Raw genomic sequence first — 13,160 nt, 5'->3', positions numbered from 1 at the left:
TGGATATCATCGCGAACATGTCGTCTGCGGTCTCGCCTATGAGCACGTCTTCCGAAAAAGCTGAGCAAACCAAGCCTGAAGAGCAAGCCGGAACCCAGGTGTACGCGATCCACGGGGCCGACCCTGAGGTGCTGGCCTACGCCATGGCGAAGTATTCGCGCTCCGCGCTCTCGATGAAGGAGTCGTTGACAGAGCTGAACGCTCAGAAGGCGGAGAAGTTCCTCAATACGTTCTATTTCCAGTATGGGCACCGGTCAATCGCCGACCTGGCCCACATCGCGATGGCAATCGAGAGTCTGTCGTTGCTGGCGGCAACGATTGTGGTGGACGAGAGCCGGTGGGACGGTCAGGAACGTTCGACTCGATACCAGAACTTCCGCAAGAGCGGGTATTTCACGCCTGACTTTTCAGGAGATGCCGGGGCGGAGACGCTCTATCGCGACACCGTGAATTTCCTGTTCGCCGAGTACGAGAATTTCTCGGAAGGCATGTTCCGTTACCTTGAAGGGCAGACCCCCAAGCCCGACGACATGAAGCAGGACGCCTATGAACGAACGTTGCGGGCACGAGCGTTTGATCTGTCGCGATACATTTTGCCGCTGGCAACGAACACCTCGCTCGGCCAGATCGTGAACGCACGCACGCTGGAGACGCAGGTTTCGCGGTTGCTTTCGCACACGCATAAAGAAGTTCGCGACCTGGCACAAAAGCTCAAGGACGCAGCGCGGGAGCCTTCGCACAACGTGAACCACGCGGCCATGCGCGAATTGATTGCGGAGATCCGCGAGAAAGACGCGGATTTAGCGGCGAGGGCCGAAGAACAATTGCTACGCGAGGTGCGCGTTTCACCAACACTGGTAAAGTATGCTGAAGCCAACGCCTACGAAATCGAAACCCGCAAACTGTTGCAGCAAGCTGCAAGCGAGTTGATGAAGGGTGCCGCGATTGAGCCGGCGAAGGAAGTGGATCTGCTTGAGCCCGACCCGCTGGAAATCGAGTTGGCGACCACGCTCCTTTATCAAGGCAGCCAATATTCGTATCGGCAATTGAGGAGAGCAGTGGAGTCGCTCACGGCGGACGAGCGCCAGGAGATTATCGACCTCGGGGTGCAGAACCGCGGCAAGCACGATGAGCTTTCCCGGGCATTCAACGCCGGACAGCAGTTCCGCTTCGACATCCTGATGGATGTCGGCGGCTATCGCGACATGCATCGGCACCGCCGCTGCGTGCAGGTCCACCAGCCCTACACGGCGGCCCACGGTTTCGCGATGCCGGAAGAAATGGCAGACGCCGAGGTCGATGAGCGCTACCAACAGACGATGCAGCGCGCGGCTGATGCTTACACAAAGATCGCGGGTTCACCGATCGCCGAAGCCAATGAGAAAGCACAGTACGTACTGCCGCTCGCCTATCGCAAGCGTACGCTCTTCAAGATGGATTTCGCCGAAGTGGTGTACATCTCGGAGATACGCACCACGCCGCAAGGACATTATTCGTATCGCAATGTGGCCTGGCAGATGTATGACGAAGTCGCGAGCAAGCATCCGTCGCTTCGATCGTATTTCCGCGTGACCGATGTGCATGAGCCGGTGGATTTGCTGAAGCGGTAGTGCTGAGACGAATTACGGCTCAATTTACCGCGGAGGAACGCATGCTCCTGAAACGCGCTCTCGTCATCGTTCTCCTCGCAGGTGCTGCATTCGCACAAACAGAAAAGTCGAAGAAAAACTACGACAAGGCGATGGTTGCTCTTGATCGCCACAACCCCGTGGCCGCCGAGAAGGCTCTGAAAGAAGCGGTCGAGGATTCGCCGAACTGGGCACTCGCGTACCTGGAGTTAGGCCACGTGTATGCGCTCTTTCCCAAGAATGCGCAGGCGATCGAGAGCCTTGAAAAGGCCCGCGAACTGGATGGCAAAGACCATCAGTTGAAGATGGCGGACCGGCGCGATCTCTACACGCGCCTCGGAATTCTGTACGGCACGCGCAAGGAATACGGGAAGTCGATCGCAGTGCTGCAAGAGGGAATTCAAAACGATCCTGATTATGGCGGCTATGAGTACAACCTTGCATGCGCGTACTCGGAGGCGGGCGATCTTGATAAGGCGATCAGCCATTTGAAACGCGCATGGGAGCTACGCGGCAGTTTTCAGTTCCCCGACGTGAACAAAGACAGCTCATTCAAACGTTGGCGGAACGATCCGCGGTTCCAGGAAGTGGCGCGAAACCTTGTAATCTAAGGCGAATCACTCACTTCGCAATCCCGCTTTCCACCGAGCGACAGCATTCTGCTTGCACCCGCCTTGAATCGGACACACAATTTGCTCAGCTTACGAGCTAATTCTGGTCTGGCATGGCGATGGACATCGTCCGGCGAATCTTTGCGACATTGCTTCTTATGCTTTTCGTGGTCGGTGCGTCTGCGACGCCCGCACCCACGCTTGAGGAGCGCTTGCGCGATGCCGCGCTCGCAGGGGATGTTCCGCGAATCCGCCTGCTGCTGAACTCGTGGCCGGATGTGAACGCCACCGACGACAACGGCAATACCGCCCTGATGTTCGCCGCTTGCGAGTGCGGGCCGGCGAGGAACTCGGACAGTCTTGAGCTGATGCATCTGCTGCTGGCGAATGGCGCCGATCCGAACTTCAAGAATAACCAGGGCGAGACAGCGTTGATGATTGCCGCGGCTCGTGGGCGTCTCGATGCAGTGCGTTTGCTGGTGGAACATGGTGCGGAGGCGAAGAAACTCGATCAGCGGGGCGACACGGCGCTCACCCTGGCGGTGCAATCCGGCTATAGCGACATTGCCGAACTCCTGCGGACCGTGAAGCGCTGAATCGCGCGGGGAGGCTGGGGCATCGTACAATAGACAGTTGCCCATGGCTCCCGAACTCATCCAGATCGATCTAGAACCCAGGAAGCCGGCGCCCAAGCCCTCGTGGCTGCGCGCCAAGGCCCCCATGGGCGAAAACTACCACGACCTGAAGAAGCTGGCGCGCGGCATGAACCTGCACACGGTGTGCGAGTCGGCGCAATGCCCGAACATTGGCGAGTGCTGGAACCATAAGACCGCAACCTTCATGTTGCTCGGCAACCTGTGTACGCGACGCTGCGGATTCTGCGCAGTGCCGAAGGGGCGTCCGGAGCCAATTGATTTCGACGAACCTCGCCGTGTAGCCGAAGCGGTTGCAACGCTGGGATTGAACTTTGCGGTTGTCACGAGCGTGAATCGCGACGATGACAACGTTGGCGCAGCGCAAGTCTTTGCGCAGACGATAGAACAGATCCGCGAGCAAAAGCCGGGCTGTCGCGTGGAAGTGCTGATCCCCGATTTCCAGGGCAACGATGAATCTTTGCGCATTGTTCTCGCTGCCAAGCCCGAAATTTTGAACCACAACACCGAAACGGTGCCGCGGCTCTATCGCGCGGTGCGCTCCGGTGCCCGCTACGAGCGCACGTTGAACTTGCTGCGCCGGGCGAAAGAGATCAATCCCGCTCAGGTGACCAAGACTGGCGTGATGGTCGGCCTCGGTGAAACGACGGAAGAGCTTTTGCATGTCTATCGTGATCTCGCGCGGCAGAACGTGGACATCCTGACCATCGGACAATATCTGCGGCCGTCCAAAGACCATGCGCCGATGACGCGCTATTACACGCCGGAAGAATTCCTCTTCATGAAAGAAGAAGCAATGAAGATGGGCTTCCGCCACGTGGAGTCGGGACCGCTGGTGCGCAGCAGCTATCACGCGCATGAACAGGCGAATTCGACCAAGCAGCCGCTTGTCACCATCTAACGCCTGATTTATACGAACTTCACTCACCTTAAGTAAGCTCGACGTCTGCATGATGGGAGCATTGTGAACCTGAGCACGCAGACGTCCGTCAACACTGCTCCCACCCGTGGCTCTGCGGGGGCGCTCGCGATTACTGCGCTGGTGCTGTCGGGGTGCTGCTGGGGGACGGGCTTCCTCTTCGGGAAGATCGCGCTCGAGCAAATGAGCGTGACCGAGAATGTCGCGTGGCGATTCATTTTCGGATCGCTGGGTTTATTGCCGATCATTTTTCTGCGGTGGCAGCCCTATACGCGGCGCGATTGGGTGAGCCTGCTGATCGCGAGTTTCGTCGGTGTGCCAATCCAGTTCCTGATCCAGTTCAAGGGGTTGCAGCTCACGACCGTCTCGCATGCGTCGTTGATGATCGGGACCTTGCCGATCATGCTGGCGATGAGTTCGGTGATATTTCTCGGCGAACGTTTGCACTGGCAGGAATGGTTCTCGCTTGCAATCGCGACTTTCGGGGCCGTGCTGATTGCGCTCTCACACGGGAATGGGGTTGGCAGTCCGCAAGCAAGCGTCGTAGGAGATGTCCTCGTTGTGCTCTCGCTGCTGGCCGCGGTGGTGATGGTGATGATCACGAAGAAGCTGATTGGACGACACGATTCGCTGCACGTGACCTCGATGATGATCGTGCTCGGGACCCTGATGCTGATTCCCTGGGCGGTCCTGACGCATCCGATGCGCTTCGATTTCAGTACGAGTACGTGGATCGGGGTTGCCGCCCAAGGGTTTATCGCGACCTCTGGCGCCTACCTGCTTTGGAACTGGGGATTGGCGAAGGTTCCAGCGTCGCGCGCTGGGGTGTTTCTGAACATGGAGCCGCTGGTGGGAGCATTACTCGGCGTCACGGTTCTGCATGAGCATCTTGGATGGCCCGCACTGCTCGGCGGGGCCATGGTGGTCGGAGCTGCGATTCACTTCAGCAAGACTTCCTAGATACCCCTCACATCCATGATTTGATCGCCGACGAAATGTCTTCGTGCCGAAGCGCGAATACTCATCTGGTCACGACACTCGAGAGCGTATGGACCGGCGCGAACTTCTAAAAATCCTGACGGCAATTTCGGCGGTGCCGGCCCTCGCTTCTTTCACGAGCGCCAAGCCAATTGGGAAGGGTAAGCAAATGCAGATTGCCTGCTTTATTCGTTATCAGATTGATCCGTTTCAGCGCGAAGTCTTCCAGACCTATGCGGAGACATGGCGCAAGATTATTCCGCGTTGCGGTGGGCGGCTGATTGGATATTTCCTCCCGCTGGAAGGTACGAACGACATCGCGTGGGGGCTGATTGCGTTCGACTCGCTCGCGAGTTATGAAGCCTATCGCGCGCGACTGCGGACGGATGCGGAAGCGAAAGCCAATTTCGCGTTTGCACAGAGCAAGCGGTGCATCCTGCGTGAAGAGCGGACGTTTCTTGAGGTGGTGGAAGGTACGTTTGAACTACCCCTCGTCGCGAAGTCTTAAATCGTATTCACCGCAGAGGCCAGGAGGCACAGAGGTTTGAGAAATAAAATCCTCTGTGTCTCTGCGCCTCGGCGGTGAATGCGCCCTATTTGACTCCGACCGGCTCCAATCGGAAGCGATACGTGTAGTCGCTCGCAGGCAGCGTGAATTCTTTGTGGACTGGTGCACCCCAACTGTCGTCGCCGGCTACGCCCATTTGTTTGTAGTCGAGGTTGACGGTGATGTCGTCGGACATTTCGATGTCGCCGGCGTGCTTGCGTCCGATGTTGACCGGAGACTTTTCGTGCTCGATCTCCGACATGCGGAAAGGCCAGGCGCTGAAGTTGAGGAGTGGCTCGCCAGTGGCTTTGAAACCGAAGCCTTGGTCATCGGTGAAGGTCACCCAGCGAACGTCGGTGCGGTTGCCGGTTTCCTGCGGCTCGATGTAGGGGAACCACATTTTGTCCATGGTGTTCTTGTAGAGGCCGACGTTGGAGGCTAGGTTGCGGTCCCAGTAGTTTTCGTCGGGTCCGCGGCCGAACCACTCGACGTTGCGCAGAGAGCCTAGGACGCGCATTTGCATGCCGACGCGGGGAAGGTCGGGGAGCGAGGGATCGGCGTGGAGGGTGCTGGCTATTTCCACGGTGCCATCGCCGTGGATGGTGTACGTGTATTTCTGTGTGGAGTTTCCGGCGGGTAGCTTCATCTCGGTTGCGATTCTTACGAGATTCGGCTGCGGCTGTTCCGCCTTCACGCTCTGCACTTCACGGTTCTGGCCGGCAAGCCGCCAGATCGCCTGCCTCTGCGGCATCCCGTTGCCGCGGTCGTTGTCAGTGGGCGCGCGCCAGAAGTTCGGCGAGAGAGGCGCGGTGATCAAGTTCTTGCCGTCGAGCGTGAAGGACTCGATGGACCCGCTCTCTTTGCCGATGGTGATCGAGAAGCGATCATTGTAGACGGCGAACTGGTGCTCCATGTCTTCGATCTTGAGCGTCGGCGCGCGCTCCCGGCGCACCGCGGATGAGAGTTCTCTTCCACTCTCAAGCGCAAACTGATCCCACGCGATCACATGTCCCTTCGGCGCCCATGGTGTAGATTCTCTCAATTCATATCGAATCGTCACGAGATAGTCAGCGGTGGGGCGAATCGCTGGGCGGCTGAGATCGATTGTGACCTCCTGAGTAGCGAGCGGAGCAACACTGCTTGCGGGTATCTCGCCAGCCTTGATCGCGTTCCCGTTCTCTTCCAGTACCCAGGTTCCGCGGACAAAACTCAAATCGCGAAAGTTGTATTTGTTGCGAATGCGGAACTCGCCGGCGGCGAGATCAACTGCCTCGACCTTGATGTTGGCGTACGAGTGCTTTACTTCGGTGAGACCTGGGTGCGGAGTTCGATCAGGGAGCACGAGGCCGTTGGTGACGAAGTTGTCGTCGTTGGGCTTGTCGCCGAAGTCGCCACCGTACGCCCAGATTTCGCGGCCTTGCGCGTTCTTGCGGCGGATGCCCTGGTCGACCCAATCCCAGATGAAGCCGCCGTGGGCCCAGCGTTCGGAATCGAAGACGTCCCAATACTGCTGGAAGTTTCCGGTGCCGTTGCCCATGGCGTGCGCGTACTCAATCTCGAAGAATGGGCGACCTTGGCCGTGCTCTTTGTAGTAGCCCACAATTTCCTGGGGCTTCACGTACATCGGCGAGAGGGCGTCGCCGTGAACGCTGTCGTGCGGCTGGTAGATGATGAAGAACTCGGGGTGGTGCGCTTTCGCCCAATCGCGCTCGGCGGCCATATTGCGGCCCCAACCGGCTTCGTTACCGAGTGAGAAGCCGATGATTGAGGGATGGTTCTTGTCGCGCTCAATAGTGCGATGGATGCGGTCGACAATGGCGTCGGTGTAGTCTTCGCCCGTGGAGATACGCTGCTGGGCTTCGCTGTCGTAGCCGTGCGATTCGACGTTGGCTTCATCGAGGATATAGAGGCCATATTCGTCGGCGAGCTCGTACCACTCTGGAACGTTGGGGTAATGCGAGGTGCGGACAGCGTTGATGTTGTTCTGCTTCATAATCCGGATGTCCTGGATCATGCGCTCGCGGGTGACCACCTGTCCGAGGTCGGGATCGAACTCGTGGCGGTTCACGCCTTTGATCATCAGCTTCTTGCCGTTGAAGAGAATCTGGTCGCCTTTGATTTCGGACTGGCGGAAACCGATCTTCCACGGGATCACTTCGAGTGTCTTGCCATCTGCGTCTTTGAGCGTGAGCAGAAGCTGGTAAAGGTTTGGAATTTCGGCGGACCATTGCTTCGGTGCCTTCACGAGCTGCTCGAGCGTGATGGAAGTTTCTTTGTTCTGCTCCAGCTGCACGCGCTTCGCAAGGATTGCAAAGACCGGCTTACTATTGTCGTCGAGTAATTGCGCTTCAAGCGTTGCAGCCGAGTTGCTTGCGCCAAGATTGCGAACATCGACTCTGACCTTCAAGATCGCGTCGCGATACTGCGCGTCGAATGGCGTTTGCACCTGGAAGTCGCGGATGTGCAGCGGCGCGCGCGAGACCAGCGTCACGTTGCGGTAGATGCCGCTCATCCGCCAGAAGTCCTGGTCCTCGATGTAGCTGCCGTCGCACCAGCGATAGACTTCGACGGCGATGGTGTTGGTGCCCGGCTTCAGGTACTTGGTGATATTGAATTCCGCCATCATCCGGGTGTCCTGGCTGTAGCCGACCTTCTGGCCGTTGATCCACAGGTAGTAGGCGGAGTTGACGCCGTCGAAGACGAGAAACGTTTCGCGGCCATTCCATGAATCCGGAAGCGTGAAGTCGCGGCGGTACGATCCGACGGGATCGCGTTGCAGGTATGCGGTCCAGGAGTGATCGGCGGGCGCGGTCGTCACACGCGGGGCATCGCGCTCAAAGGGATAAATGATGTTGGTATAGATCGGAGTGCCGTAGCCTTCCATCTCCCAGTTCGCGGGCACGCGAATCTCTTTCCATGCACTCACGTCGTAGTTCGGCTGATAGAAATCCTGAGGCCGCTCTTCAGGGCTTTTTACCCAGTGGAACTTCCACATCCCGTTCAGCGATTGCATGAAGACAGACGGTTGCTCGCGACGCTTAAGCGCCGAGGCCTCGTCTGGAAATGGGGTGAAGGTCGCGCGCGGCGCTTCTCTATTGATGCCGAAAACGCGAGGGTTCTCCCAGTCGGGGGTTTGCGCGAAACCGAGCACACCCAAAAGCGCGAAAAGGAAGAAGAAGGCAGCGAGTCGTCTCATGAAAAGCGGGCCTCACGGGCTGAAGTTACGCCGAGTGGATTGTAAGCAACGAAGCCTCGCCATTCCTGCGCCGGGACGCAAAATCGCGATTTTCCTGTGGAGAAAATCATTTCGTTGACACTCCCAGCGCCGAAACGTACTCTCAAGCTTCTCCCAACTCGTTGGGCGATCTTTTCCAAGTAGCGTTCGCGCGCATCGGCCCACCGGGCGATGCTGGGAAGCAGGTGAAAAGCCTGCGCTGCCGCGCAACTGTAAGCGAGAGCAATCGGACTAAGCCACTGTCGCAAGATGGGAAGGCTCCTCCGGAAGTTATCGGCCAACGCCGAAACTCGCGAGCCAGGAGACCGGCGCGAACACCTCGATCCACCCCTTTCGCGTGCAAAGGAGGAAGCCTTGCGCCGTCTGCTCTTATCTTGCTGCCTACTTTTTCCGGCAGCGCTTTTCGCCGGTGAACTCACTATCCATGTGGTTGACCCCGACCAGCGTCCGGTCGTGAATGCCAACGTCGCGCTTTATTCCAGCAATCATTCCGAGGTCCGCACTACCGGCGCTGACGGTGCTGCGCATTTCTCAAACGTGAGCGATGGCAGTTATAACGTGCAGGTGCTCGCGCCGGGGTTCGCCAAAGCCGAACAACCGGTCCAACTTCCTGAACGCAGCGATTCCACTGTTGCACTTTCTGTCGAAAACGCCGCCGAGAGCGTGGTAGTAACGGCTACGTCCAGCCCCGTATCGGAAGCTGAGTCTGGCTCCGCGGTTTCCACTCTGGACGCCCAACAACTCACGCTGAAGCAGGCTACCGCCGCCAGCGATGCACTGCGCTTTATGCCCGGCGTACTCGTTACCGCCACCGGCCAGCGCGGATCGTTGACGACGGTCAACGTGCGCGGTGGAGAGTCGCGCTATAACCACGTAATTGTGGATGGCGTTCCGGTGAACGAACCCGGTGGCCAGTTCGACTTCGGCGTTGTGCCGACGGCTCAAATGGACCGCATCGAGGTGGTTCGCGGCTCCGACAGCGCGGTTTATGGCTCGGACGCGATGAGCAGCGTGGTGCAGATGTTCAGCGCCACCGGAACCACGCGGACCCCTGAGTTTCGCTTCGGCGCCGACGGCGGCAACTTCGGCACGGCACACGGATTTCTCTCCATTGCCGGCGCGTGGCGGCGTTTCGATTACAACCTTTTCGGCGATCAGTTCAATACCAACGGCCAGGGACTCAACAACGCCTATTCCAACGGCCTCGAAGGTTTGAATCTTGGCTATCGCGTGAATCAAAGGGCGCAGCTGCGCTTCCGGCTGCGTCATGCGAACAGCTGGAGCGGTACCTCGAACGAGTGGTGGTTTAACGGGGACGCTGCCCTACCGGCGGATTCCGATCAATACGCGCGACAGACGAATTTTCTCGCCGATCTCGATCTCACCATCGCGGGTCCCGGCGCATGGCAGCACCGCTTCAGCGGCTTTGAGTACAACCACGACCGGCGCAATGTGGACAGTTTCGTTGATCCCGGCCGTCCAGCAGATTTCGATCAGCCCTTCGATTCGGCGGCGCTTTACAACCGCGCAGGCTTTGATTGGCAGTCGGACTATTCTCCACGCAGTTGGACGCGGACTTCGATCGGCTATCACTTCGAAAAAGAGAACGGGAATATAACCAGCAACTACTCGTTCTTCGGATTCCCTGAGTACAGCGTCACAATTGGGCAGCGTAACAACCAGGCTGTGTTTGGCCAGCAGATGCTGCTCTGGAAGCGCTTCAGCCTGCTCGCTGGCCTGCGCTGGGAGCACAACGAGAGCTTCGGCGATAAAGCGATTCCGCGCGCTGCCCTTAGCTTTGTTGTGTTGCGCGGCGGCGAGATTTTCAGCGGCACGCGTCTTCGCGGTTCTTATAGTACCGGCGTGGTAGAACCGAGTTTCGAAGAGACTTTCGGCATCTCGGGTACGTTTCCCACGCTGCCGAATCCGGACCTGAAGCCCGAGCAGGCACGCTCGTTTGAGGCCGGATTGGAGCAAGGTTTCCTGGCGAACAAGGTCTCGCTCTACGCGGCCTACTACAACAGCATTTACCGCGACCAGATCCAGTTCTACTTTGACCCAATCACGTTCAACAGCCAATACCGCAACATCAATCGCGCCCTGGCACACGGTGCGGAAGTCGACATTCAAGCGCGCCTGAACAAGAGCCTCTCAGTCAGCGCGAACTACACGTATACGTCGTCGCAGATCCTGAGTGCCCTGCCGTGCGATCCGGCGGCAGGATGCGATCCGCGTCTCTTTGGCGAAGGCAGCCCGCTGCTACATCGACCACGGCACTTCGGCAACTTGATGCTGAGCTATTCGCGTAGCCGCTGGGGTGCGCAACTCGCGGGTGTGGCTGTGGGGCGTCGTGCCGACGACGATTTTGGCCTTGCTCCCGCACCCATTTCCTACGCTGCGGGTTATGCGCGCTTCGACGCTTCAGGCTATTACACGGTGAGTACGCACGTGACTGCCTACGTGAATATGGAGAACCTGCTGAACCACTACTACAACGAAGTTGTCGGGTATCCGTCGCTGGGCTTCAACTTCCGCGCGGGATTACGCTTCCGCTTCGGTGGCGAATAGTTCGTACGCAAAAGAAAAGAGGCACGGCGCACCGTGCCTCTCGTCCTTCACAGAAATTTATTCGTTCGCCACTGCCTGCATTGCCAAATACTTCTGACGCACGACGCGCAGCTTGTCCATATTTTCGTTGCTGAGCAGCTCTTGGCGTCCGAGCAAGTGCGTGACGAGCGAAATCTTCGCGAAGTGCTCCACGGTTTCCATGTGCATGTAGGCGTGCAGCACGTCTTCCGCGTAAGTCACGGCGCCGTGGTTGGCCATCAGGATCGCTTGGTGATCAGGGACGAAGGGCTCCAGTGCCTCAAGGAGTTCCGGTGTTCCGGGCGTGCCATAGTTTGCTAGCGGGACCGCGCCGAGTGCGACGACGATCTCCGAAGCCAGCGCTGAATCTAGTGTCATGCCGGCGGATGCGAAGCCCGTCGCCGTTGGCGGATGTGCATGTACCACTCCGCGAACATCGGGACGCATGCGGTAGATCAGGAGGTGCATCTGGATCTCGCTCGAGACTTCGCGATGGCCCTCTATGCGCTTTCCCTGCATATCAACCAGCACGAGGTCGTCCGGCTCCATCATGCCTTTACTGATACACGTGGGAGTGCACAGGACCGTGTCTCCACTCAGGCGAACGGAGACGTTGCCATCCATGGCTGCCACGAACCCCTTCGTGTGTAGCCACTGCCCAATCTTCACGATTTCGAGCTTCTGCGTTTCGAGGCTTTTCATTGCTCACTGGCCCTTAAGTGCCATCTTATGGTTGGCTTATCCTATCGCAAAGTTCGCAAAGTCGAAAGGTCAGTCCTCACATGAGGGAGTGAGAATATCAACACTCGTCAATGTGTTGGGTTCCAGCATACGAAACTTGGCTTCCAACTGAACTGGCAAAACATGCAGTTCTGGGTAACTCCTATAATTTGCCTGTGCTTGTCTCGGACTTCGACTACCTACTGCCGCCGGAGTTGATCGCGCAACATCCCTTGGCCGATCGCTCGGCTACGCGCATGATGCACGTGCGCAGGTACGGGGGCCCTGAGATCGACAACCTACAATTTCGCAGTTTTCCGGACCTGCTCAGCCCCGACGACCTCGTGGTCTTCAATAACACTCGTGTGCTACCGGCGCGGCTGTTCGGTCGCCGTAGCGGCAGCCGTGCGCAGACGCTCAGCCCGCAAAATCCTGCCAGCCGCGAGTTTCTTACCGGACGCGTCGAAGTCCTGCTCACGCGGCAGATCCAAGCCGATCCGCCGGTTTGGCAGGCGCTGGTGCGACCAGGACGGAAACTTGGCGTCGGAGAAAAGATTTTTTTTGGCGAGGATGCAGAACACCCGGAACTTACGGCGGAGATCCTCGAACGCGGGGAATTCGGGGAACGCACGCTGCGTTTTACCGGAGACTTCTGGGGGACGGTGAATCGGATCGGCCACATCCCGCTGCCGCCTTACATTGATCGACCGGACACCGCCGAAGACCGCGAGCAGTACCAGACGATCTTCGCTCGCGAACTTGGTTCCGTCGCCGCCCCGACGGCAGGCCTCCACTTTACCCGCGAGATTCTCGACCGGATCGCGGCGCGCGGGATCGAGACCGCAGAACTAACTTTGCATGTAGGGCTCGGCACGTTTCAGCCGTTGCGGCATGAGAACGTGGAAGAGAACCATCTGCACCTGGAGCGCTACAGCATTTCTGCCGATGCGGCGGAGAAGCTGAATCGTGCCCGGCGCGAAGGGCGGCGGATTGTCGCGGTTGGAACGACGATTGTGCGCACATTGGAATTCGCGGCACAGCAGAGCAAGGAATTCGGCGAGCAGAGCGGCGATGCCAATATCTTCATCTATCCCGGGTACGAGTTCCGCGTAGTTGGGGGAATGCTGACGAATTTTCATCTGCCAAAGTCGAGTTTGCTGATGCTGGTGAGTGCGTTTGCAGGAACCAGTCGCGCGCTGCGGGCGTATAACCATGCAGTGGCGGAGCGGTACCGCTTTTTCTCATACGGCGATTGCATGTTTATCGAGTAAAGAATTCCAGGA

The 13,160-nt window shown here is 58.3% G+C and carries 10 protein-coding genes and 1 riboswitch; of the genes, 8 read left to right on the top strand and 2 right to left on the bottom strand.

Annotation, left to right across the window (positions count from 1 at the left end):
- The first annotated feature begins 38 nt into the window (after positions 1-38).
- From ACID345_RS23370 to ACID345_RS23345, 6 genes are all read left to right on the top strand, one after another.
- Positions 39-1,610, top strand: coding sequence for an FAD-dependent thymidylate synthase (locus tag ACID345_RS23370; RefSeq protein WP_148210240.1), 1,572 nt, complete (start codon positions 39-41; stop codon positions 1,608-1,610).
- Positions 1,611-1,651: 41 nt separating this feature from the next.
- Complete coding sequence (locus ACID345_RS23365; RefSeq protein WP_011525286.1) at positions 1,652-2,239, top strand: TPR end-of-group domain-containing protein; 588 nt, start codon at positions 1,652-1,654, stop codon at positions 2,237-2,239.
- A 113-nt stretch (positions 2,240-2,352) separates the two neighbouring features.
- Positions 2,353-2,835, top strand: coding sequence for an ankyrin repeat domain-containing protein (locus ACID345_RS23360; protein ID WP_011525285.1), 483 nt, complete (start codon positions 2,353-2,355; stop codon positions 2,833-2,835).
- Positions 2,836-2,878: 43 nt separating this feature from the next.
- On the top strand, positions 2,879-3,793 hold the full coding sequence (lipA, locus tag ACID345_RS23355) for a lipoyl synthase (protein WP_011525284.1): 915 nt from the start codon (positions 2,879-2,881) through the stop codon (positions 3,791-3,793).
- 63 nt (positions 3,794-3,856) lie between these two features.
- Positions 3,857-4,771, top strand: coding sequence for a DMT family transporter (locus ACID345_RS23350; RefSeq protein WP_011525283.1), 915 nt, complete (start codon positions 3,857-3,859; stop codon positions 4,769-4,771).
- A gap of 88 nt (positions 4,772-4,859) precedes the next feature.
- Entirely contained in the window at positions 4,860-5,297 is a 438-nt protein-coding gene (locus ACID345_RS23345; RefSeq protein WP_011525282.1) for an NIPSNAP family protein, read from the top strand.
- An 85-nt stretch (positions 5,298-5,382) separates the two neighbouring features.
- Here ACID345_RS23345 and ACID345_RS23340 read toward each other — a convergent pair whose 3' ends face one another.
- A complete protein-coding gene (locus ACID345_RS23340; protein WP_011525281.1) occupies positions 5,383-8,532 on the bottom strand; it encodes a glycoside hydrolase family 2 TIM barrel-domain containing protein in 3,150 nt (1,049 codons plus the stop codon).
- 171 nt (positions 8,533-8,703) lie between these two features.
- Positions 8,704-8,900, top strand: a riboswitch (cobalamin riboswitch).
- Between the two features lie 25 nt (positions 8,901-8,925).
- On the opposite strand from ACID345_RS23340, the gene ACID345_RS23335 reads away from it, so the two are divergent.
- Positions 8,926-11,139, top strand: a complete 2,214-nt coding sequence (locus tag ACID345_RS23335) for a TonB-dependent receptor (RefSeq protein WP_011525280.1) — start codon at positions 8,926-8,928, stop codon at positions 11,137-11,139.
- 57 nt (positions 11,140-11,196) lie between these two features.
- Here ACID345_RS23335 and ACID345_RS23330 read toward each other — a convergent pair whose 3' ends face one another.
- Positions 11,197-11,859 carry a class II aldolase/adducin family protein gene (locus ACID345_RS23330; RefSeq protein ID WP_011525279.1) on the bottom strand — a complete coding sequence of 221 codons (663 nt, stop codon included), beginning with the start codon at positions 11,857-11,859 and terminating at the stop codon, positions 11,197-11,199.
- 194 nt (positions 11,860-12,053) lie between these two features.
- Between ACID345_RS23330 and queA the strand changes: the two genes are divergently transcribed.
- On the top strand, positions 12,054-13,148 hold the full coding sequence (queA, locus tag ACID345_RS23325) for a tRNA preQ1(34) S-adenosylmethionine ribosyltransferase-isomerase QueA (RefSeq protein WP_041856032.1): 1,095 nt from the start codon (positions 12,054-12,056) through the stop codon (positions 13,146-13,148).
- The last annotated feature ends 12 nt before the right edge of the window (positions 13,149-13,160 follow it).

The organism is Candidatus Koribacter versatilis Ellin345 (assembly GCF_000014005.1).
GTDB classification, from domain to species: Bacteria; Acidobacteriota; Terriglobia; order Terriglobales; family Acidobacteriaceae; genus Korobacter; species Korobacter versatilis_A.
Note: the sequence above shows the minus strand (reverse complement) of the source record. Positions and strands in the feature narration are given on the sequence as shown.